Source organism: Curtobacterium uvaldense, assembly GCF_028307415.1.
In the GTDB taxonomy this organism is placed as follows: domain Bacteria; phylum Actinomycetota; class Actinomycetes; order Actinomycetales; family Microbacteriaceae; genus Curtobacterium.
This window is the reverse complement of record NZ_JAQMHU010000012.1, coordinates 51,952-73,807: the sequence shown is the minus strand read 5'-3', so window position 1 is coordinate 73,807 and position 21,856 is coordinate 51,952. Positions and strand designations below refer to the sequence as shown.

Annotated in this window: 16 protein-coding genes; 3 read left to right on the top strand and 13 right to left on the bottom strand. The window is 72.4% G+C overall.

Annotation, left to right across the window (positions count from 1 at the left end; translation table 11 throughout):
- Positions 1–2 precede the first annotated feature (2 nt).
- The 7 genes from PIJ49_RS09090 to PIJ49_RS09060 form a co-directional block, all read right to left on the bottom strand.
- The gene (locus tag PIJ49_RS09090; protein ID WP_271826392.1) at positions 3–962 is read right to left on the bottom strand and encodes a hypothetical protein; all 960 of its coding nucleotides are present in this window, start codon (positions 960–962) and stop codon (positions 3–5) included.
- Positions 963–1,416: 454 nt separating this feature from the next.
- Entirely contained in the window at positions 1,417–4,545 is a 3,129-nt protein-coding gene (locus tag PIJ49_RS09085) for an alpha-mannosidase (RefSeq protein WP_271826391.1), read from the bottom strand.
- Between the two features lie 61 nt (positions 4,546–4,606).
- The gene (locus tag PIJ49_RS09080) at positions 4,607–5,506 is read right to left on the bottom strand and encodes a carbohydrate ABC transporter permease (RefSeq protein WP_271826390.1); all 900 of its coding nucleotides are present in this window, start codon (positions 5,504–5,506) and stop codon (positions 4,607–4,609) included.
- Positions 5,507–5,508: 2 nt separating this feature from the next.
- Positions 5,509–6,459 (bottom strand): carbohydrate ABC transporter permease, encoded by a 951-nt coding sequence (locus PIJ49_RS09075; protein ID WP_442874622.1) that lies wholly within the window; start codon positions 6,457–6,459, stop codon positions 5,509–5,511.
- A gap of 103 nt (positions 6,460–6,562) precedes the next feature.
- Positions 6,563–7,927, bottom strand: a complete 1,365-nt coding sequence (locus PIJ49_RS09070) for an extracellular solute-binding protein (protein WP_271826389.1) — start codon at positions 7,925–7,927, stop codon at positions 6,563–6,565.
- A gap of 360 nt (positions 7,928–8,287) precedes the next feature.
- Positions 8,288–9,130, bottom strand: coding sequence for a PhzF family protein (locus PIJ49_RS09065; protein ID WP_271826388.1), 843 nt, complete (start codon positions 9,128–9,130; stop codon positions 8,288–8,290).
- Positions 9,131–9,268: 138 nt separating this feature from the next.
- Positions 9,269–11,848, bottom strand: a complete 2,580-nt coding sequence (locus PIJ49_RS09060) for a lamin tail domain-containing protein (protein ID WP_271826387.1) — start codon at positions 11,846–11,848, stop codon at positions 9,269–9,271.
- A 160-nt stretch (positions 11,849–12,008) separates the two neighbouring features.
- On the opposite strand from PIJ49_RS09060, the gene PIJ49_RS09055 reads away from it, so the two are divergent.
- Complete coding sequence (locus PIJ49_RS09055; RefSeq protein WP_209685343.1) at positions 12,009–12,437, top strand: hypothetical protein; 429 nt, start codon at positions 12,009–12,011, stop codon at positions 12,435–12,437.
- A gap of 165 nt (positions 12,438–12,602) precedes the next feature.
- Here PIJ49_RS09055 and PIJ49_RS09050 read toward each other — a convergent pair whose 3' ends face one another.
- Entirely contained in the window at positions 12,603–13,853 is a 1,251-nt protein-coding gene (locus PIJ49_RS09050; protein ID WP_066656834.1) for an ROK family transcriptional regulator, read from the bottom strand.
- 98 nt (positions 13,854–13,951) lie between these two features.
- Between PIJ49_RS09050 and PIJ49_RS09045 the strand changes: the two genes are divergently transcribed.
- On the top strand, positions 13,952–14,407 hold the full coding sequence (locus PIJ49_RS09045) for a GNAT family N-acetyltransferase (RefSeq protein WP_066656837.1): 456 nt from the start codon (positions 13,952–13,954) through the stop codon (positions 14,405–14,407).
- 6 nt (positions 14,408–14,413) lie between these two features.
- Entirely contained in the window at positions 14,414–14,794 is a 381-nt protein-coding gene (locus PIJ49_RS09040) for an MGMT family protein (RefSeq protein WP_066656839.1), read from the top strand.
- Between the two features lie 4 nt (positions 14,795–14,798).
- Here PIJ49_RS09040 and PIJ49_RS09035 read toward each other — a convergent pair whose 3' ends face one another.
- The 5 genes from PIJ49_RS09035 to purN form a co-directional block, all read right to left on the bottom strand.
- On the bottom strand, positions 14,799–15,221 hold the full coding sequence (locus tag PIJ49_RS09035) for a DUF805 domain-containing protein (RefSeq protein WP_066656841.1): 423 nt from the start codon (positions 15,219–15,221) through the stop codon (positions 14,799–14,801).
- 31 nt (positions 15,222–15,252) lie between these two features.
- Positions 15,253–17,175, bottom strand: coding sequence for an ABC transporter ATP-binding protein (locus tag PIJ49_RS09030; RefSeq protein WP_245172345.1), 1,923 nt, complete (start codon positions 17,173–17,175; stop codon positions 15,253–15,255).
- Entirely contained in the window at positions 17,172–18,995 is a 1,824-nt protein-coding gene (locus PIJ49_RS09025; RefSeq protein WP_251155226.1) for an ABC transporter ATP-binding protein, read from the bottom strand. Before PIJ49_RS09025 ends, PIJ49_RS09030 begins: the two co-directional genes overlap by 4 nt.
- A gap of 599 nt (positions 18,996–19,594) precedes the next feature.
- The gene (purH, locus tag PIJ49_RS09020) at positions 19,595–21,253 is read right to left on the bottom strand and encodes a bifunctional phosphoribosylaminoimidazolecarboxamide formyltransferase/IMP cyclohydrolase (RefSeq protein WP_271826386.1); all 1,659 of its coding nucleotides are present in this window, start codon (positions 21,251–21,253) and stop codon (positions 19,595–19,597) included.
- Complete coding sequence (gene purN / locus PIJ49_RS09015) at positions 21,250–21,843, bottom strand: phosphoribosylglycinamide formyltransferase (protein WP_271826385.1); 594 nt, start codon at positions 21,841–21,843, stop codon at positions 21,250–21,252. Before purN ends, purH begins: the two co-directional genes overlap by 4 nt.
- Between the last annotated feature and the right edge of the window lie 13 nt (positions 21,844–21,856).

Below are 21,856 nucleotides of genomic sequence, written 5' to 3'. Positions count from 1 at the left end.
GGTCAGGCCGCCCCGGGCCGTGCGCTCCTCGACGGTCGGACCGGGCACGGCAGTCCCGCGGCTCGGAAGCGTCGGACCAGCCCGTCGGGGTCGAACAGGTCGCGCCACTCGAGCCGGACGATCGTCCGCACGCCGGGCACGGTCAGCAACTGCTCGTGCCGCCGCTTCTCGTCGAGGAACACCTCGGTGGGGCTCCGACCCGCAAGGTACCGCTCCTGCGTGTACTTCGCTCGACCGTCGATCTCGACGACCACACCCTGGTCCGGGAACCAGAAGTCCACCGTGAACCGTCTCCCGCCGGCCACGAACTCCTGCTGCAGGACCGGCCCTGGCAGCCCGAGCTCGAGGAACACCACCCGCGCGAAGGACTCGGCGACCGATCCGGCGCGCCCGTCTGCGAGGCCGAGCACGTGCTCCGCTCGACGGTGCCCGCGTGCTCGGGGGTCGACGGCCGCCAGGAGCTCCGCCGCTCCGGTCCCGGCTCGCACCGCAGCGTCCGCCACGACCACCGCGGTGCGCAGGTCGTCCTGCATCGCGATGTCGACGACGGTGCGGGGCACGGTCGTCACCCGGATCCCGTCTGCCGCCAGTCGCTCGTCGCCACGAACGGGACGCGTGTGCAGGACGAGGTCCCGCGTCCGCCCGCGGTACATCGTCTCGGGCACGGTCGCGTGCACGGGGACCTGCCAGCCGCCCAGGGCCGGGAGCCCGAGGACCGCAGCCGCCGACACGTGCGAGGCGACCGCCGCGGTACCGATCCGCCCGAGCCGTGCGTGGACACGGGTCACGTAGCGCTGCCGAGGCCCCGCAGCGTCCCAGCGGGCGCCCTCGACGAAGGCGTTCGGGCCGACGCGGATCAACCGGTCAGCGCCGCTCGATCGTGCGCGGCGGCGCAGGGTCGTCGGGTCACACGCGATCTCGCGTGCCGGTCCCGCACGGAGGATGGGGAGTGGACGTTCCATGCCGCGATCGTGCCCGGTCTCCACGCGCCGACGGGTGCCGATCGCGGCAACTGTGGACGAGCCTCCAGTCCGGTCGCCCTGTGCAGGACGCTCGTTCCTTCCCAGAACAGGTGCGGTACCCAGTGTTTCCGGGCGTACCTGGTCGGAACGGAAGACCAGGTACGCCCGGATCGACCAGGTATGCCCGATTCCGCGGGGCGGGGGCGGGGCGGGGGCGGGGGCGGAGCGAGGGCGGGGGCGGAGCGGGGCGTAGCGCCCCGGGCCAGCGCGGCACAGCACAGCCCGGCGCGCGCGACGCGGCGCCGGGGGAACGCACCCGTGCTCCCCCGGCGCCGCTGTCTCTCCGCCGGACCCGCTGCCTCGGGATCCGGCCCCGCTGCCTCGGGCCCGACGCCGCCGCCCCGCTGCCTCGGGCCCAGCGCCGCCGCCCCGCTGCCACGGGGTCGGCGTGGCCTCAGGCCCGCCGCACCCGCAGCGTGACGATCTCGAACGGGCGCAGGGTGAGCACGACGGGTTCCCCGGCCGCCCACGTCCCCGAGCCGAGCGGCCGCTCGAGCAGGTCCACGGCCTCCACCGAAGCGACGTCGAACCCGAACGACACCCCGACGTCCGACGCCCGACCGCCCGAGGCCTCGTAGAGCCGCACGACGACGTCGCCGGAGCGGTCCTCGGCGAGCTTCACGGCCTCGACGAGCACCTGGGGCGAGGACACGACGACCAGCGGCGACACGTCGGCCGACCCCGACCCCGGCACGGACCGCACCGGCAGGTTGAGCCGGTACCCGGAGTCCGCCGCGTCGAGCACGGACTCCCCGACTCGCAGCACCGTCCGGAAGACGTGGTGCCCCTGGTCGGCGTGCGGGTCCGGGAACGTCGGCGCGCGCAGCAGGGACTCCCGCACCAGCGTCGTCGTCCCGCCGTCGGCCCGGGTCGAGCGGGTGATGTCGTGCCCGTACGTGGAGTCGTTCGCCACCGCGACCCCGAAGCCGGGCTCTGCGACGTGCACCCATCGGTGCGCGGCGGTCTCGAAGCGCGCCATGTCCCACGAGGTGTTCTGGTGCGTCGGCCGGTCGATGTGCCCGAACTGGATCTCGCTCGACGCGACGGACGCCCGGACGTCGAGCGGGAACGCGAGCTTGAGGAGCTTCTGCTGCTCGTGCCACTCGACCTCGGTCTCGACGTGCAGCTCCGGCTGCCCGGCGACGGCCGAGTACCGGGTGGTCACCGACGACGAGCCGAAGGGGCGCGTCACGACGAGCGCATCGCCGACCACCTCGACGGAGGCCGCCGCCAGCACGGTCCCGCTGCGCTGGTAGGCGCGGTCGATGTCCCACGCCTCCCACTGGTTCGGGGTGTCGCGGAACACCGTGTACTGCGCGGCTGCAGCGCCGGGCGCGATCGCGTCGCGTCCGGTCGCGTGGTCGACGAACGACACGACGTGGCCCTCCGCGTCGACGGTCGCGGTGACGACACCGGTGTCGAGGACGAAGCGGTCACCGCTCCGGACGGGAGGCACGGCCTCCGTCGCCGACGCGGCGGAACCCCCCAGGGCGGTCACCCCGCCCGCTGCGACCGGCGAGGCGTTGAAGCGCACGACCGTCCCGCCCTCGGCGCTGCCCCCGGTCCCGGCGGCACCCGGACCACGCGGAGCGTCGAGCGGCGCCCCACCGTCCCCGGCGAAGGCGGTCGCCGACGCCCCGACCCCGGCGAGCGCCGGCGCACCACCGCTCGCGAGCGCGGTCGTCGAGGCACCGATGAGGTCCTCGAGCACCTCCGCCACCCGCGCGTACTCGGCCTCGGCGTTCTCGTACACCCAGGCGATCGACGACCCCGGCAGGATGTCGTGGAACTGCTGCAGGAGCACGGTGTGCCAGACGGACTCGAGCTCGTCGTACGGGTACTCGGCACCGAGTCGCACGGCCGCGGTGGCCGCCCAGAGCTCGGCCTCGCGGAGCAGGTGCTCGGAGCGCCGGTTGCCCTGCTTCGTGCGGATCTGCGACGTGTAGGTGCCGCGGTGGAACTCGAGGTACATCTCCCCCGACCACACGGCGGGCTCCGGCAGGACGCGCTCGAGCTCCTCGAAGACCTGGGCGGGGGTGCCGAGGTCGACCCGCGGCGAGCCGTCGAGGTCGTGCTGGCGCCGTGCTGCCGCGACCATCTCGCGGGTGGGTCCGCCACCGCCGTCGCCGAACCCGTAGAGCAGCATCGACGTGTTCGCGACGCCGCGCTCCTTGTTCCCGCGCTCGCCGCGGTGCAGGTCGGCCGCCGAGACGTCCGAGTTGTAGGTGTCCGCCGGGGGCAGGTGCGTCAGGACGCGCGAGCCGTCGATGCCCTCCCAGTGGAAGGACGTGTGCGGGATGACGTTCGTCTCGTTCCACGAGGGCTTCTGCGTGACGAACCACTTCGACCCGGCGGCGCGGACGATCTGCGGCAGGGCTCCGGTGTAGCCGAACGAGTCGGGCAGCCAGGCCTCGGGGGTGTCGATGCCGAACTCCTCGAGGAAGAGCCGCTTGCCCGCGACGAACTGGCGGGCCAGGGCCTCACCGCCGGGCAGGTTCGTGTCCGACTCGACCCACATGCCCCCGACCGGGATCCACCGCCCCTCGGCGACGCGCTGCTTGATGCGCGCCCAGATCGACGGGTAGCCGTCACGGACCCAGGCGTACTGCTGCGCCGACGAGCAGGCGAAGGTGAAGTCGGGGTCCTGGTCCATCAGGTCGAGCACGTTCGAGAACGTGCGCGCGCACTTGCGGATCGTCTCGCGGACGGGCCAGAGCCAGGCGGAGTCGATGTGGGCGTGCCCGACGGCGACGGCGCGCCCGGCGGACCCGGCCGCCCCCACGGCGAGCAGCGGCGCGAGCACCTCGCGGGTCGCGGCAGCGCTGCCGGCGACGTCGTCGGGGTCGAGGGCGTCCGCCGCACGTTCGAGCCCGCGCAGGATGTCCGCGCCCCGGGTGCCGTCGGTCGGCAGCTCGGCCATGAGTCCGCGGAGCACCCAGACGTCCTGCTGCAGCTCCCACACGGTGTCGTCCCGCTCGACGAGCTCCAGCGCGCGCAGGCGGTAGATCGGCTCGGTGCCGGCGGTGGTCTTCGAACCGAGCGGGGTCGCCCCCTGGAAGTCGTCGCCGCCGATGTCCGGGTTCGCGGCGGCCTCGACGTAGACCTCGAACGTGCCGCCGGGGCCGACCTCGACGGGCACGGTGTCGTTCCGCGGTTCGATGCCCTTGATCGTGGAGCCGTCGGCGCGCCAGGCGAGCCCCTCGGCCTGGAACCCGGGCTGCCGCTTCGAGAAGCCGAGGTCCACCCGGAGCTCGACGGTGGTGCCGGGGTCGACGCCGAAGTCCTCCGGCACGGTGCCGCGGACGCGGAACCAGGTGGTCCCCCACGGCCGCGCTCCCCAGGCGTCACCGACGCGGAACGGCGTGTACTCGGCTGCGACGGCCTCGGCGAACGGCACCGGTTCGTCCGGCACCTGCCAGGCGTCGACGGTGACCGGCGCCGAGCGACGGTGCACGGCGGGGTCGATGCGGTCCCGGACGAGACGGGCGATCCGAGCTTCGACGAGGGGTTCGTCGTGGTGCATGGAGGTGGTTCCTTTCCAGCAGGGACGGTCGGGCGTGGTGCCCGGCGAGCGTGGGGCGCGGTCAGCCCTTGATGCCGCCGGCGAGGGCGTTGCCCCCACCGAGGCCGCGGGACACGAGCACGTAGAGGGCGATGACCGGCACGGAGTACACGATCGAGAACGCGGCGAGCTGCCCGTAGGCGACGGCCCCGTTCTGCCCGAAGAAGTTGAAGATGCTCACCGCGGCGGGCACCTTGTCGGGCGAGAGCAGCAGGACGAAGGGGACGAAGAAGTTCCCCCACGCCTGGATGAACACGAAGATGAACACGACGGCGATCCCCGGACGCATGAGCGGCACGACGATGCGCGTCAGCGTGGTGAACATCGAGGCGCCGTCCGTCCACGCCGCTTCCTCCAGCGAGATCGGCACCGAGTCCATGAAGTTCTTCGCCATCCAGATCGCCATCGGCAGGCTCGTGGCGGCGAGGAAGAAGATGCAGCCGTAGATGTTGTCGATGAGGTTGAGCGACACGAACAGCGCGTAGACGGGCACCATCATCGCGGTGATGGGCAGGCCGGTGCCGAACAGGATGCTGTACAGGAACGGCTTGTTGACCCGCATCTTGTACCGGGACAGCGGGTACGCGGCGAGGAGCGCCGCGACGACCGTCACCACCGCGGTGCCGCCGGAGAGCAGCAGGCTGTTCGCGAGCGGGATGAACGACAGCTCCGGGGTGAGCACCTGGGTGAAGTTGTCGAGCGTGAACTGCGACGGGATCTTCACGGACAGCGAGGCCTGGGCGTCGACGGAGGCGAGCACGAGCCAGAGCAGCGGCACCGCGAAGCACACGGCGATGACGAGCAGGACGATGTTCGACACCCAGCGGAGGGTGCGCCCCCGCGGAGAGGTCATGTGCAGGGCGCCCGGCGCGGTGACGGACCGGGTGACGTTGGACACGGGACGGTCAGCGGTGAGGGCCATGGTCAGTCCACCTCCGGCTTCAGTGCCTTGATGTAGATGATCGAGAAGACCGCCCCCACCACGAGCAGGATGGTCGCGATCGCGGTCCCGAAGCCGAGCTGCGAGAACTGGAACGCCTCCTGGTACGCCAGGATCGGCAGGGTCGACGAGTTGGTGCCGGGTCCGCCGCCCGTCATCACGAAGATGAGGGTGAAGACCGACAGCGTCTGCAGTGTCGTGAGCATGAGGTTCGTCGAGATGGACCGACGGATCACCGGCAGCGTGATGTAGACGAGGCGCTGCCAGCCGGTGGCGCCGTCGACCTCGGCGGACTCGGTGATCTCCTCGGGGACCTCCTGCACGGCCGCCGAGTAGACGAGCATCGAGAACGCGGTACCGCGCCAGACGTTCGCCAGGACGACCGCGATCATCGGGTACGTGTAGAGCCAGTTCGGCCCGCTGATCCCGATGGAGGCGAGGAACGAGTTGAGCGTGCCCTCGTCGTGGAAGAAGGCGTACGCGGCGAACGAGGCGACGATCTCCGGCAGGACCCACGCCGCGACGACGAACGTGCCGACGACCGCGCGGACGACCTTGTTCGCGCTGCGCATGAGGAGCGCGAGACCGAGACCGAGCACGTTCTGCCCGACGACGGCGGACGCGAGCAGGAACACGATCGTCAGGACGACGGACTTCGGGAAGTCCGGGTCCTGGAACAGCTCGACGTAGTTCTGGAACCCGACGAACTGCTGGTTCGCGGCGTCGACGCCGGTCAGGGCCGCGTTGGTGAACGACCCGTAGAACGACGAGATGACCGGCCCGAGCAGGAAGATGACGAGGAGGACCACGGCGGGCAGGAGCGGGACGACCCGCGTCGCGTTCCGGAGGGGCCGCCGCTTGCGCGGCACGGGTGGTTCGGTGCGCTTCGGCGCGCCGGGCGCCGACAGCGTCGGCGCGAGAGGGGTGCTGGACACGTGGATGCCTTCCGGGTGCGGAGGGGTTCCGAAGGTGGGGTGAGTCGGACGGGAGGCGCGGTGCACGGGGTGATCCGCGCCTCCCGTCCGTCAGACGGTCACGTCACTGACCGGCAGCGACGGTGCCGTCCTTGCCGACGACGCCCTCGACGGCCTTGTCGTAGACGGCTGCGGCCTCGGACGGCGACTGCTGGCCGGTCATGACGGACTCCATCGCGACCTGGATGGCGTTCGACACCTGCGCGTACTCGCTCGTCGCCGGGCGGAAGTTGGTGTGCTCCACCAAGCCGGAGAAGAACTCGAACGTGGGGTTGGCGCCGGTGTACTCGGGGTCCTCGGCGACGTCCTTGCGGACGGCGATCTGGCTGTTCTCGGCGTCGTACTTGATGGAGCCGTCCTTGTCGAGGAACATCGTGATGAAGTCGAACGCGGCCTGCGGGTCCTTCGACTTCGCACCGACCGAGAGCGTCCACCCGCCGGACATCGAGTTGTACCCGGGCTCCTGGCCGTTCTGGGTCGGGAAGGGCGCCTGCCCCATCACGTCGTTCCACTCCTTCCACGGAGCGGTGCCCGTCTCGAGCCACGTGCCCGACTGCCACGAGCCGTCGAGGTCGATGGCGAGCTTGCCCTCGGGCAGCCACGTCTGCGTGATCGTGGTGCCGATGTTCGTGTCGAGCGCCTGCTGCGGGGTGGGGCCGAGGTCGCCCTGGTAGACGTCCTCGATGAACTGCAGCGAGTCCTCGAACTGCTTCGACCCGACGACCCACTTGCCGTCCTGGTAGAGCGTGTTGCCGTCACCGTCCGCGCCGTAGAGCAGCATCTCGAAGCCCTGCATGGTCGAGGCTTCGCCCTGTGCCTTGCCGGAGTAGATGTTGAACGGGATGACGTCCGGGTCCTGCTCCTTGATGGTCTTCGCCGCGGCGAGCACGTCGTCCCAGGTCTTCGGCTCCCACGGGACCGGCAGGCCGACCTTCTCGAAGATGTCCTTGTTGTACCAGAGCGCGCGGGTGTCGGTGCCCATCGGGACGCCGTAGATCTTGCCGTCCTCGCCCTCGCCGGCCTGCTTGGCGTTGTCGTAGAACTGGTCCCACTCGTCCCACTTCTCCGTGTACTGGTCGATCGGCAGCAGGTACCCGGCGTCGGCGTCCGCCTTGATGCGGAAGGTGTCCTCGTAGATGACGTCCGGAGCGGTCGCGGGGGCGCGGTTCATGAGGGCGAGCTTCGTGGCGTAGTCGTCCTCCTGCGCCTGGATCGGGACGAGCTCGACCTTCTTGCCGGGGTTGGCCTTCTCGTACTCCTGCTTGACGACCTTCATCTGGGCGTCGAGCTGCTGGAAGGCACCGAACTTCTGGTAGGCGATCTTGATCGTGTCGCTCGAGGCAGAGCCCGAGCTGGAACAACCCGCCAGCCCGACCGCGGCGACTGCCACGGCTGCGAGTCCGGCGATGATTCGGGTGCGGCGTTTCATCGGTGCTCCTTTGCACGGGATGTCCGCGGGCTCCGTCACCCGCGCGCAGGATTAGTACAACGGATGGACTTATTCGTGTCAAGCACTTTCCGTCACGGGTCGGCAACGGCCCCGCGGGCGCGGGGTGGTCCCGTGCGCGCCGGGGCCCGCGGCGTCCGCGCGGGCTCGAAGCTGTCGCGCGTGCCCGGTCGGAGCGGGCGTACCTGGTCGGAACGGGCGTACCTGGTCTGCCGGAACGACCAGGTACGCCCGGAAGCGTCAGGCATCGCGGGCGTCAGGGGAAGGAACGGGCGCCCGAGCATCGCGGGCGTCAGGGGGAGGAACGGGCGCCCGGCGTCGCGCGCAGGCGGTGCCGCCGGGTCAGGCGATGGGGGTGGCGCCGCCGGTCACCGTGATGCCGCCGGACTCGGGCACGTCGACGAGCAGCACGCTCGGACGCCCGACGTGTCGACCCTGCCGGATCACCACGCGTGCCCCGGGCGACACCGCGCCGACCGCGCGCAAGTACGCACCGGTCGAGGCCGCCGCCGAGCCCGTCGCCGGGTCCTCGGTGATCCGGCCGGCGGGGAAGAGGTTGCGCGCCTCGAACTCGAGCGGACCCGTCCGGTGCAGGACGGTGACGGTGCCCTCCCACCCGTACTCCCGCTTGAGTGCGGCGAGCGCGGCGGGGTCGAAGCGGAACTGGTGGAAGAGCTCCACGTCGGCGAGCACGACCACGGGGTGCCGGTTGCCGGCGGAGGACTCGAGCACGGGGAACCCCTCGGCGACGTCACCGTCGACGAGCCCGAGCACGGCGGCGAGCCGCTCCCACCGTGCGGGATCGATCGGACGGGTCGACGGCTCGACGCTCGTCATCGCGACCTGGACACTGCCGTCGGGTGCGGTCGTGGCGTCGACCGCGATGTCCCCCGCGGCCGTCGAGAACACCCGGGCCCCGGTCCCCTCGCGCTCGGCGAGCACGACGGCGGTGGCGACGGTGGCGTGTCCGCAGAAGGGGACCTCGGCGGCCGGCGAGAAGTAGCGCACCCGGGCGCCGTCCGGCGTCCGCGCGACCACGAAGGCGGTCTCCGGGTACGCCACCTCCTGCGCGACCGCGAGCATCTCGTCGTCGGTCATCCCCTCGGCGTCGAGCACGATCCCCGCGGGGTTGCCGCCCCCGGGCTCGGCGGCGAAGGCGGTGTAGCGGAGGACCTCGGAGCGCATCCCCCGACGCTACCGCGGAGGCACCGACGCCATCGCGGCGCTGGGACGCCATCGCGGAGGCACCGACGCCCCCGCGCGGGACACCGACGCCCCCGCTGTCCGGTGGGACGACGGGAGCGTCGGTCGGGTCGTGCAGCGTCAGGCCGGCGAGCCGACCGTCCGACGACGGCGTGCCACGAGGACACCCGCACCGGCTGCCAGGAGCAGGAGCGCCGCGGCGATAACACCGCCCAGCTCGGCACCGGTGAACGCGAGCGACCCCGTCGCGGGGTCGATCGTGATCCCGGTCCACCCGAGCACCGTGCCGTCGAACGCGGCCACCGCGATGCGGTGCTGCCCTGCCGGGACGTCGGCGGGGACGGCCACCGTCACCGTGCCGTCCGCGGCGACGACCGGCGCCCCGAGGAGTCGTGGCTCGGAGACCAGCCAGACCGCGACGCGCTGCCCGGCGTACCGCGTTCCGACGTCGATCGTCAGCGAGCTGCCCGCACGGACGTTCGACGGCGCGGAGACCGAGCCACGGTTCCCGTCGACGAGCGCCGAGACGTCCGGCGCGACCGGAGCCGCGGGCGCCGCCGGCCCCGGAGCCGTCGGGCCAGGAGTCGTCGGGCCAGGAGTCGTCGGGCCAGGAGTCGTCGGGACCGGGGCCGGGCTGCTGCCACCCGTGCCCGGAGCCGGGGTGCTGCCGCCGCCGTCACCCGGCGGGGGCGTCTCCCCGCCACCGGGCGCAGGCGTCTCCCCGTCACCCGGAGCAGGCGTGTCCCCGTCACCCGGCGCAGGCGCCCCGCCGTCGCCGTCGCCGTCACCCGGCTCCTCCACCGCGTCGCACGGGTACGTCCCGGTGCGCAGCGAAGCCCCGTTCGTGTCGTTGTCGTCCGCGTAGAACGTCGCCCGAGCACCGTCCACGCAGCGTCCCGAGATCGCGAAGCCCTCGTTGGCGAGCGCCCGGTCGGCGTTCGCCGGCGCCTCGTACAGCGACGCGAGCGTGAAGGCGCCGTCCTGCACGTCGAACAGCGCGGTGCGGCCGGAGCACGCCTCGTCGCACACGACCCAGAGCGCGTCGAGCGTCGGGTCGAACTGCACCTCGGCGACGAGTGAGAACGGCGTCGCGATCGTGGCCACGCGCTGGGACGAGCCGTCGTCCATCAGCGCGTAGGCGTACGCGCTCGCCGTGCCCTCGACGCCGACGAGGAAGAGCCCCTCGCCGTGCCCCGGGTACGCGGCGGGCGCGTAGGTCGCACCGGTGTGCTGGTCGACGAACCCGCGGGACGTCAGCCACGCGTCGGGTACCCAGGTCACGCCCTCGAGCCCGGCGTTCGCGCCCAGGCCCGGGAAGTCCGCGGCGAGGTCCCACTCGTCCGTGGCGCGCAGGACCGACTCGGAGCCGTCCGTGGTCGCGAAGCGCAGCACGGCGGGGCGGCTCACCTTCGACACGTCGTTGTCGCGCTCGGTCGACACGTACACCGCGCCGGGGTCGTCGGCCGTGACGGTGACGCCCTCGGCGTCGGGCGTCCCGGTGCCGTCGGCGTACCGCAGGTCGACGCCCGCGGTGTTCGTCGGAGCCCAGCCACCCCGGCCGTCCGGGACGAGGTGGTACAGCAGCCCGTCCCCGTTCTGCACGGCCCAGAGCTGCCCGTCCTGCGAGGAGGCGGAGGACGTCCAGTCGAGGCCGCTCAGGTCACCGGTGAAGGTGTCCTCGGCGTCCAGGACGGTCTCGTCCGGGCCGCCGGGCCACGCCTCGGCGGTGACGACGCCGGCGAAGCGGTTCGTCGAGCCCTTCGTCGGCTCGGCCGTCTCGGCGAACGCGCCGGTGCCGTCGGGGTTCCGGCCGTACGTGGTCGCGGCGTGCGCGGTCCACGAGTACCCGTCGACCAGGACGCCGCGGGCATCCGAGAGCCGCACACCGTCGGCCTTCCCGAGCCCGAAGCCGAACCCGGCCCCGGCCCCGGTCCCGGTCCCGGCCCCAGGAGCGGTATCGGCGTCCGCACCGGCCTGCGCCTCGTCGAGCACGGTGAACCCGCCCGGCGCGACGGTGGTGCCGGCGGGGACCGTCCAGGCGTGGTCGTCCTCGCTGTCCCGCAGCACGTACCCGCCGAGGTCGACCGTGGTCGTCCCGACGTTCGTCAGCTCCACCCAGTCACCCGGGATGCCGCCCTGCGACTCGACCTCGTTGATGCGGACGGGCGACGAGCAGTCGTTCGGTCCGCCCTTCGTCGACGCGGTCGTGTCCACGAGCGTGCCGGAGCCGTCCGGGCAGCTGCCGTACGTCACGGCGGCGTGCGTCGTCCACGCGTACCGCAGCGTCAGCGTGCCGGAGGCGTCGTACAGCCGCACCGAGTCGGCACCGCCGAGCCCGAAGTCGAAGCCCGACCGGGTGGTGGTCTCCTGGTCGACGACGAGGTACCCGCCGGCGGCGATCGTCGAGCCCTGCGGCAGCGTGTACGCCGTGTGCGACGAGTCGGAGTCGAGGAAGCGCCAGCCGCTCAGGTCGATCGCGGCGGACGAGGTGTTCACCAGCTCGACCCAGTCGGTGTCGTCGGCGTTCGACTCCACCTCGTTGATCGCGAGCCCGGCGGCGGGGCCGGTGGTGACGCGGGCGCCGACGGTCGGGTCGTCGTCACCGACCGCGGCGACGGCGGGGGTCGCGGTCAGCACGCCGGCGGCGAGGGCGATGCCCGTCGCGAGGCCGGCACCGAGCCGCAGGGCGGGGGTGTGCATGCAGGGTCCTTCTCGGGGAGGTCAGGGGGACCTGCACGACTGTTCAGCATCCCGGCGTCCGGCCGGTGGCTGCCGGGTGAACGACCGGTGCCGCGTCCTCCCAGCAGGCGTCAGGAGGATGGGAGCGACCACGCGAGCGCGTTCGGTCGGAGAGGGAACCGTGACGGACGACACCAGCAACACCGCACTGCAGTCGATGATCGAGCGTGCCGGGCAGATCACCGCCGAGGAGGCCGAGGCGCTCGACGTCGTCTGGAAGGCCGACGAGCAGATCGTGGTGCCGGAGGCGAGCGCCTCGCTCGCGATCCAGGGCGGCGCCGACGGCCGGATGGTGACGAACGCCGACCTGCTGGCCGCGTGGAAGCACGCACTCGACGCCGCCGGCGAGGCCGGTCGCGTCGACGAGATCGAGGCGGCGCAGGAGGCCGGCAAGGCCGTCAAGCACGGCGGTGCACACCTCCGCGACCGCGCCGGGGCCGAGGAAGCGGTCCGCTCGGCGGTCCTCGCCACCGGCGTCCGCGACCTCCTGACGGACGAGGAGTACGACACGCTGACGGCGGCGTGGCGGAGGGTGCTCGGCGCGGCCTGACGGGACGTCGTCGGACGGGAGGCGCGGGGCGGACCGTCACCGCGCCTCCCGGTCGACGGACGACCGGACGGGAGGCGCGGGGCGGGCACGCCCAGGGCCTCCCGTCCGGCACGCGGTCACCGGCGGGTCGTCGGCCAGCCGCTCCTGTCGACCCGCGTCGACGGGTCAGCGGCGGATGAGCAGCGCGCTCGCGCGCGGTGACAGCGCCGCGTCGAGCACGAGGCACGCGGCGCCGACGGCCGCCACGTCCGCACCCCGCCCGCTGTCCACGACCGCGATCGGGTGCTTCGGGACGAGCAGCGGCGACCCCGTGATCGCGGCCCGCGCCGCCGGGAGGGCGACCGGGGCGATGCGGGACCAGAACGGTCCGCCGAAGACCACGCGGTCGACGTCGAGCAGGTTGACGATGACCACGACGGCCCGGCCCATGACGGTCCCGGCGTCGGCCGCGAGTCCCGAGGCGACCTCGTCGCCGGACGCGATCGCCTCGCCGAGGGAGTCCCAGGCCCGCTGCACGGCGGTGACGTCGTCCGCCCGAGCAGCGCCGGGCAGCCGGAGCCCGCGGTCCCGCGCGACCTCGACCAGCCGTGCCGGGGCGACCGCGGCCCCGACCTCACCCCGCGGACCGGAGCCGTCGGGGGTCCCCGCGAGCGCCCCCTGGTCGACCATGATGTGCCCGGCGTCGCCCGCGTTCGAGCCGGTACCGCGGACGGGTTCGTGGTCGACGACGAGCCCGACGCCGAAGCCCGTCCCGAAGTAGACGAAGGCGAAGTTCCGCGCCGAGGACTCCCCCGCCAGGAACATCTCGCCGACGACCGCCGCGGTGACGTCCTTCTCGAGCAGCACCGGGAAGCCGGTCGCCTCGGCGAGCGCGTCGCGCAGCGGCACGTCCCGCCAGCGGGGCAGGAACGGCGGGTCGAGCACGACGCCGGCGTCGACGTCGATCGGCCCGGGGCTCGCGATGCCGACGCCGAGCACGCTCTCCGCCGCGACACCGGCGTCCGCGACGAGGCCGTCGACGGCGGTCGCGATGGTCCGGACGACCTCGGCGGGGTCGTCCGCGGAGGGCGTCGACGTGGTGGTCTCGGCGACCACGCTGCCGGCGAGGTCGAGGAGCACGTACGTCACGACCGCGGGGTCGACGTGCACACCGACCGCGTACCGGCTCGTCGCCTCGAGCCGCAGGATCGTCCGGGGCTTCCCACGGCCGGCGACCACGGTGCCGGACTCGACGATCATGCCGGCCTCGATCAGGAAGCGCGTGACGTTCGACACCGTCTGGGCGCTCAGGCCCGTGCTCGCGGCGAGCTCCACACGGCTCAGCCCGTCGGGCGAGCGGCGGACGGCATCGAGCACGACGGTGCGGTTGAAGCCGCCGATCGACGGCAGGTTCGCCCCGCGCCGATGCTCCGCCATGCCGCGACCCTACCGCCGCCCGTGCGCACGCAACGGTGCTGCAACGCTTCGCACGTCGTCCTGGCACCCGGACGGGGTGCACCGCTACCCTGAGCGGCATGACGGACCTCCGCCTCGAAGCCCTCTCCGCGTCGACCGCCGCCGCGGCCAACTCGCTGACGCTCAAGCCCGGGCAGGAGCAGTTCGTCCAGCCGACGACGTACGGCGTCGCCGAGTCCGACGTGAAGCCGAGCTCGGCGTGGACCCGCGTGGTGCTCGACGGGGACCGCGTGGTCGGGATGATCATCGGCACCTTCGACGAGGACAACAACGAGGAAGAGCTCCGCAGCGCGATCTGGCGCGTCAACGTCGCCGCCGACGCGCAGGGCCGCGGTGTCGGCCGCTTCGCGGTGCACGGTCTCGCGGACGAGGCCCGGAGCCGCGGGTTCGAGCGGCTCACGGTCGTGTACGAGCCGGGCGGCCACGGCGGCCCCGAGGCGTTCTTCCGCGCCCTCGGGTTCGAGGTCGTGCGTGAGACGCAGTACGGCGACCACTACGCCGTCCTCGCGCTCTGACCGGGCGTGGACGGAGCCGAGTCCGGACCCGAGCCGGACTCCGGGGCCGAGCCGGACTTCGGGGCCGCGGTCGCCGAGGTGGTCCGGCTGATCCCGGCTGGGCACGTCATGACGTACGGCGACGTCGCCGCCGTCCTCGGGTCGCGGGCCGCTCGCGCCGTCGGCACGGTGATGGCCCGCGAGGGTGCCGATCTGCCGTGGTGGCGCGTGGTGCGCGCCGGCGGACTGCCGCCCGTCCGGCACGAGGCGCGGGCCCTCGAGCACTACCGTGCCGAGGGCACGCCGCTCGTTGAGCGGTCGTCGGCTGCGTCGGGCTCGTCGGCCTGGAGGATCGACGTGCGTCGTGCGCGCTGGTCACCCGCCACGGACGCCGACGACCCGTTCTGAGCGCTCAGTCGAAGCGCGAGCCCTTCGGGTTCGGCGGCAGCAGGAACATCACCAGCAGCACGAGCGAGCCGATGCCGACGACCACGTGCAGGAACTGCCAGAAGCCGGACAGGTTCGCGTCGTGCAGCCGACGGGCACCGAGGGCGAGCGACCCGATCAGTGTGGCCAGGCCCCAGAGCACGAACAGGTACGAGCCGACCGGGTTCTCGAGCACCGGGGTCCCGGGCGTGAACACCTGCGGGACGAGCTGGAGCACGAGCCCGATCACGAACGACGTCAGCCACCACCACCAGGCCTCGGAGCGGGAGGCCCGTCCGGTGAACACGGTGTACTTCCGCCAGAACCGTCGGACCGCCTCGGCGAAGGGTGCCCCGTAGAAGGGGTCGCGCAGGGCGACGCCGCCGGGCTGCACGCTGTCGTTGCTCATGGAGTCAGCAAACCACGTGCAGCCCGGTCCGTCAGACGAGCGAGTCCCGCCAGGCGGCGTGCAGCTGGGCGAACCGCCCGGTCCCCGCGATCAGGTCGTCCGGCGTGCCGTCCTCGACGATCCGCCCGTACTCCATCACGAGCACCCGGTGGGCGATCGCGACGGTCGACAGGCGGTGCGCGATGATCACGGCGGTGCGGTCCGCGAGCAGGGTCTCGAGGCCCTCCTGCACGAGCCGCTCGGACGGGATGTCCAGCGACGCCGTGGCCTCGTCGAGGATGAGCACCTTCGGGTCGGCGATGAACGCCCGGGCGAACGACAGGAGCTGCCGCTGCCCGGCCGACACCCGGCCACCGCGCTTGTTCACGTCGGTGTCGTACCCGTCGGGCAGGGCCTCGATGAACGCGTCCGCCCCGACCGCCTTCGCCGCGCGCACGATCTCGTCCCGCGTCGCCCCGGGCTTGCCGAGCGCGATGTTGTCCGCGACGGAGCCGGAGAACAGGTACGCCTCCTGCGTGACCATGACGATCGCGCGGCGCATGTCCTTCGGGTCGATGTCCCGCAGGTCCACGCCGTCGAGCCGCACGGAACCCTTCGACGGGTCGTAGAACCGCGCCATGAGCTTCGCGAGCGTCGACTTCCCGGCACCGGTCGACCCGACGAGCGCGATGGTCTGCCCCGCCGGGATGTGCAGGTCGAACTCGGGGAGCACGACCTTCTCCGCGTTGTACGCGAACTCGACGTCGTCGAAGTCCATCGCGCCGGTGGCGTCCGGCAGCCGCACGGGCTTCGCGGGGTCGGGCACCGACGGGCGTTCCTCGAGGACGCCGGAGATCTTCTCCATCGCCGCCGAGGCCGACTGGTACCCGTTGTAGAACATCGCGAGTTCCTGGGCCGGGTCGAAGAACCGCTTGGCGTACAGCGCGACCGCGAGCAGCGCGCCGACCTCGAGCGAGCCCCCCACGATCCGGAAGCCGCCGACGATGACGACGGCCGCGAGCGTGGCGTTGCCGATGAGGACGAGCACGGGGTCGAACGTGCCGAACAGGTTGAAGACCTTCGTGTTCGCCACCCGGTAGTCCTCGACGTAGCCGCCGTACTCGTCGCGGTTGCGGGACTCCTTCCGGAACGCCTGCACCGCCCGGATGCCGGTCATGGTCTCGACGAAGTGCACGATGACGCGCGCCGAGGTCACACGGGTGGCCCGGAACAGGGTCTGCGAGTTCGTCTGGAACCAGCGGATCAGGAACCACAGCGGCACGAGCGACACCGCGAGCACGAGCCCGGAGGTCGGGTCGAGCAGCACGAGCGCGATGCCCGTGAACACCATGTAGAGCACGCCCTGGATGAGCTGGTTCAGGCCGGAGTCGAGCAGCTCGCGGATCGAGTCCAGGTCGCTCGTCTGGCGGGAGATGATCCGGCCGGACGTGTACGTCTCGTGGAACTCGAGCGACAGCCGCTGGGTGTGCAGGAACACGCGCTTCCGCAGGTCGAACAGGATCGCCTGGCTGATCCGCGCCGCGAGCACGGTGTACCAGGCGGTGAGGACCGCGCCGAGCACCGCGACGACGATGTACGTCGCCACGACGCCGAACGCCGGTACCCAGTCGTTCTCGTCCATCACCCGGGGCAGGGCGTTGTCGATGCCCCACGCGATGAGCGCGGGACCCGCGACGGTCCCCGCGGTGGAGACCACCACGACGACGCCGAGCAGCACGAGGCGTGCCTTCAGCGGAGCCGCGAGCGACCCGAGCAGGGCGAGGGAGCGACGCCGCAGGCGCTTGCTCTCCGCCTTGCTGAAGTCCTCGCGCTCCTCGCCGCGCACGCCGAGCGTGGTGACCGCGGCGGTGACGGGGCCGGCCGCCTTCGTGTCCGCGACGTCGTCGAGGACGGGATCGGGGCCTCCCGGCCCGGCTGCCGTGTCCACGGGCGGTACCTGGTCCTGCTGGCTCATGCCATCGCCTCCTCTCGGGCGGGTGCGTCGTCCTCGTCGAGCGAGGAGATGACGTAGCGGTAGTGCTCGTTGGTGGCCATCAGCTCCGAGTGGGTGCCGACGGCGGTGATGCGTCCGCCCTCCATGAGCGCCACCCGGTCGGCGAGCGTCACGGTCGAGGGGCGGTGGGCGACGATGAGCGACGTGGTGTCGGCCAGCACGCGGCGGAGCCCGGCCTCGACCCGCGCCTCGGTGTCGACGTCGAGCGCCGACAGCGGGTCGTCGAGCACCAGGACCGACGGCCGCGCGGCGATCGCGCGGGCGAGCGCCAGACGCTGCCGCTGGCCGCCGGAGAGCGACAGCCCTTCCTCGCCGACGCGGGTGTCGACGCCCTCGGGCAGGTCGTCGACGAAGGACGCCTGCGCGATGTCGAGCGCCTCGCGCATGATGCGCTCGGCCTCGTCGCCGGACAGGTCCGGGCGACCGAGCAGCACGTTGTCGCGGACGCTCGTCGAGAACAGCGTGGCGTCCTCGAAGGCGACACCGACGTGCCGACGGAGGTCCGCGCGGGTGAGGTCGCGGACGTCGACGCCGTCGATCGTGATCGAGCCGCCGGTCACGTCGTACAGCCGCGGCACCAGGGACAGCAGGGTCGTCTTGCCGCTGCCGGTCAGGCCGACGAGCGCCATGGTCTCGCCCGGGTGCAGCTGCAGCTCGACGCCGTCCACCAGGTCCGGGTACTCGTCCGTCGCGTCCTGGTACCGGAAGTGCACGGCGTTGAACGACAGCGCACCGTGCGGCTCGTCGATGGTCCTCGGTGACGCCGGGTCCTGGATCGTGTTCTCGGAGTCCATGACCTCGAAGAACCGGTCGACCGCGGTCCGGGTGTCGAACGTCATCGACAGGAAGAACCCGATCGACTCGATCGGGAACCGCAGCACGGTCGCCGTCGCGAAGAACGCGAACAGCTGTCCGACCGTCAGCTCGCCCTGCGACGCCAGCCAGATGCCGGCGAGCAGGCACAGCGCGAACGCGACGTCCGGCACGAGCAGCAGCCACAGCCAGATGCTCGCGATGGCCTTCGCCTTCTCGATCTCGGTGCCGCGGAGCGCCTCGGCCTGCTCACTGAACTCGTCGAGCTTGAAGCGACCGCGGCCGAACGCCTTGAGCACGCGGATGCCGTGCACCGACTGCTCGACGCTCGTGGCGAGGTCGCCGACCTGGTCCTGGCTGCGCCGCGCGACGACGGAGTACTTCCGCTCGAACAGCAGGCCGTTGATCCACAGCGGGATCGACGCCACGAGGAAGATCAGTCCGAGCAGCCACCCGAAGGTGAACAGCACGACGAAGCCGACGGCGATCGTGACGATGTTCACCACGAGCAGCACGACGCCGAACGCCAGCCATCGGCGGATGAGCGACAGGTCGGACACCGAACGGGACAGCAGCTGCCCGGACTCCCAGCGGTCGTGGAAGGCCACCGGCAGGTCCTGGAGCTTGGCGTAGAGCGCGTTGCGCATGCTCGTCTCGATGCGCGTCGACGGGCGCATCACGAGCCGTCGGCGGGATGCGATGAAGAAGGCCTCGAGGGCGCCGAGTGCGAGCACGCCGAGTCCGGCGGGCCAGATGAGCGCGGCGTCGCGCGAGGACAGCGGTCCGTCGACGAGCCACTGGAGCACGTACGGGATCACCAGGGCGACGAGCGAGGCGCCCATCGCCGCGGCCATGCCGCCGAACAGTCGCCAGCGGTACGGCCTGACGTAGGGCCAGATGCGCCCGATGGCGCGCAGGGTCGAGGGGCGGTCGGTGGAGGGGGTCGCCTGGTCGGGCGTTGTGGACATGCGGTTGCGTCCTCGTGCGTCGTGCGGCGTCCGCCCGGTCGGGTCGTCCGGCCCGCCGACGGGTCGCGTCGGTGGGTGGCGGTCCGGCCGGGAGGCGCGGCGTGGCAGTGCGGTGGTCGTCGGCCGGGCGCGTGGTCGCGCGCCGTCGCCGCCACTCGCGTGACGTCGACCGGGCCGGAGGGCACCGGGGACACGGGTCCCCGGGTTCTCAGCAGGTGGTCCGCGCTCGCCGACGGTGTCGTCGGGCGCGAGGCCGTGGGAGGGGCCTGGCTAGACGGCGGCCGCGCCCGGGTACCGGAGCGGCGGTGCCGTCCGGGTCCGGGGTCGCGGGGCGGGAGTGGTCCCCACGAGGGACACGAGACCCGTCCGGGCAGCCGTCGCCACTGTTCCGGTCGTCGCGTCCATCGTCACTCCAGTCGTCGTCTTCGTCACCGTTGTGTCCGCGGGCACGGCCGATCCGGTTGCGATCGTCCGGTGCGGTGCGGAGCCTTACAGACTATTCACAGTCGCACGTGTTGCGCAATGGTCTCGGCGTTGTTGGACGCCGTCGATCCGAGCGCGTGGCGGTGTCCGGTGTCCGGTGTTCGGTGTTCGGTGACTCAGTGGAAGAAGTGACGCTCGCCGGTGAAGTACATGGTCACGCCGGCTGCCTGCGCCGCCGCGATGACCTCGTCGTCACGGACGCTGCCGCCCGGCTGCGCGACGGCACGGACACCGGCGTCGAGCAGGACCTGCAGGCCGTCGGCGAACGGGAAGAACGCGTCCGACGCTGCGACGCTGCCCCGGGCACGCTCCCCGGCGCGGTCCACCGCGAGGTGGCAGGAGTCAACCCGGTTGACCTGGCCCATGCCGACGCCGACGCTCGCGCCCTGGTCGGCGAGCAGGATCGCGTTCGACTTCACGGCGCGGCTGGCCTTCCACGCGAACGCCAGGTCGGCCAGGGTCGCGTCGTCGGCCGGCTCGCCGGACACCAGGGTCCAGGTCGACTGGTCGAAGGTGGTGAAGCGGTCGGCGTCCTGCACGAGGAAGCCGCCGGAGACCTGCTTGACCTCACGGGACGCGAGCGCGAAGTCCGCCGGCAGGGTGAGGAGCCGGATGTTCTTCTTCTGCGAGAGGATCTCGAGCGCCTCGGGGTCGAAGGCCGGGGCCACGACGACCTCGGTGAAGACGTCGCGCACGGTCTCGGCCATCTGCTTCGTGACCGGGCGGTTCGCGGCGATGACCCCGCCGAAGGCCGACAGCGGGTCGCAGGCGTGGGCGGCGGCGTGTGCCGACGCGATCGGGTCGACGGCGTCCGCCGGGGCGGTCGCGATGCCGCACGGGTTGGCGTGCTTGATGATCGCGACGGCGGGGGTGTCGAAGTCGTACGCGGCCCGGACGGCGGCGTCGGCGTCGACGTAGTTGTTGTACGACATCTCCTTGCCGTGCAGCTGCGTCGCCTGGGCGATGCCCGCTCCGCCGGAGGTCGTGTAGAGCGCGGCGGCCTGGTGCGCGTTCTCGCCGTAGCGGAGCGTCGCGGTCAGTCCGGCCTCGAGCCGGAGCGTCTCGTCGAACGAGCCCGGCGTCTCGAGGTCGCCCGTCACCGTGGGCGCGGCGGCCTGGGCGGCGACGTGTGCCGCGTCCTGCCCGACGACGTCGGTCGCGAAGTACGAGGCGACGGCGGCGTCGTAGGAGGCCGTGTGGGCGAAGGCCTGGGCGGCGAGGCGCTTCCGGAGTTCGAGCGTGGTGCCGCCGGCCCGGACGGCCTCGACGACCTCGGCGTAGGACGACGGCGACACGACGATCGCGACGTTCGGGTGGTTCTTCGCCGAGGCGCGGACCATCGCCGGTCCGCCGATGTCGACGTTCTCCACCACGGTCGCGGCCTCGGCACCCGAGGCGACGGTCTCGACGAACGGGTACAGGTTCACCACGACGAGCTCGAACGCCGCGATGCCGAGCTCGGCGAGCTGCTGCTCGTGCGACTCGAGGCGCAGGTCGGCGAGGAGCCCCGCGTGCACGGCAGGGTGCAGGGTCTTGACGCGGCCGTCCAGCGACTCCGGGAACCCGGTCACGCTCGACACGTCGGTGACGGCGTACCCGGCGTCGCGGATCGTCTGCGCCGTGCTGCCCGTCGAGACGAGCTCCACACCCGCGTCGGCCAGGGCGCCGGCGAGCTCGAGCAGGCCGGACTTGTCGCTCACCGAGACGAGCGCGCGCCGCACGGGGACGACGTCGCGGTGGCGGTAGAGGCTGGGGTCGGCGGCGTGCACGCTCATGCGCTCGGGGTGCCCTTCAGGTCGGTGGTGCCGTTGGCGATGTCGAGGATGGTCTGGATGAGCAGGCGGCGCTCGACCGGCTTGATGCGGTCGTGCAGCGTCGACTCGGAGTCGTCCGGCAGCACCGGGATCCGCTCCTGCGCCAGGATCGGGCCGGTGTCCACGCCGTCGTCGACCTGGATCACGCTGGCGCCGGTCTGCTCGATGCCGGCGGCCAGGGCGTCACGGACCCCGTGTGCGCCGGGGAACTCGGGCAGGTACGCGGGGTGGGTGTTGATGATCGCGGGGGCGAACTCGGACACGACGGCGTGCGGGAGCAGGCGCATCAGGCCGGAGAGCACGAGGAGGTCCGGCGACCACGGCCGGATCTGGGCGGCGAGCTCGGCGCCCCACTCGTCGCGCGAGGCGAAGCGGGAGAACGGCACCGAGAAGGTCGGGACCCCGAACTCCTCGCCCAGCGCCAGGCCCTCGGCATCGCGGTCGGCCCCGATCGCGACCACGCGGGCGGGGTACTCGGCGTCGGTCGTCGCCTCGAGCAGGGCTCGGAGGTTCGAGCCGGTACCGGAGATCAGGACGACCAGTTCGAGCACGGGGACCAGCCTA

Bases quoted from the DNA above. Each gene is read 5' to 3' on its own strand.
- PIJ49_RS09090 (WP_271826392.1), bottom strand. From the start codon at position 962: ATGGAACGTCCACTCCCCATCCTCCGTGCGGGACCGGCACGCGAGATC.
- PIJ49_RS09085 (WP_271826391.1), bottom strand. From the start codon at position 4,545: ATGCACCACGACGAACCCCTCGTCGAAGCTCGGATCGCCCGTCTCGTC.
- PIJ49_RS09080 (WP_271826390.1), bottom strand. From the start codon at position 5,506: ATGGCCCTCACCGCTGACCGTCCCGTGTCCAACGTCACCCGGTCCGTC.
- PIJ49_RS09070 (WP_271826389.1), bottom strand. From the start codon at position 7,927: ATGAAACGCCGCACCCGAATCATCGCCGGACTCGCAGCCGTGGCAGTC.
- PIJ49_RS09065 (WP_271826388.1), bottom strand. From the start codon at position 9,130: ATGCGCTCCGAGGTCCTCCGCTACACCGCCTTCGCCGCCGAGCCCGGG.
- PIJ49_RS09060 (WP_271826387.1), bottom strand. From the start codon at position 11,848: ATGCACACCCCCGCCCTGCGGCTCGGTGCCGGCCTCGCGACGGGCATC.
- PIJ49_RS09050 (WP_066656834.1), bottom strand. From the start codon at position 13,853: ATGGCGGAGCATCGGCGCGGGGCGAACCTGCCGTCGATCGGCGGCTTC.
- PIJ49_RS09045 (WP_066656837.1), top strand. From the start codon at position 13,952: ATGACGGACCTCCGCCTCGAAGCCCTCTCCGCGTCGACCGCCGCCGCG.
- PIJ49_RS09035 (WP_066656841.1), bottom strand. From the start codon at position 15,221: ATGAGCAACGACAGCGTGCAGCCCGGCGGCGTCGCCCTGCGCGACCCC.
- PIJ49_RS09030 (WP_245172345.1), bottom strand. From the start codon at position 17,175: ATGAGCCAGCAGGACCAGGTACCGCCCGTGGACACGGCAGCCGGGCCG.
- PIJ49_RS09025 (WP_251155226.1), bottom strand. From the start codon at position 18,995: ATGTCCACAACGCCCGACCAGGCGACCCCCTCCACCGACCGCCCCTCG.
- purH (WP_271826386.1), bottom strand. From the start codon at position 21,253: ATGAGCGTGCACGCCGCCGACCCCAGCCTCTACCGCCACCGCGACGTC.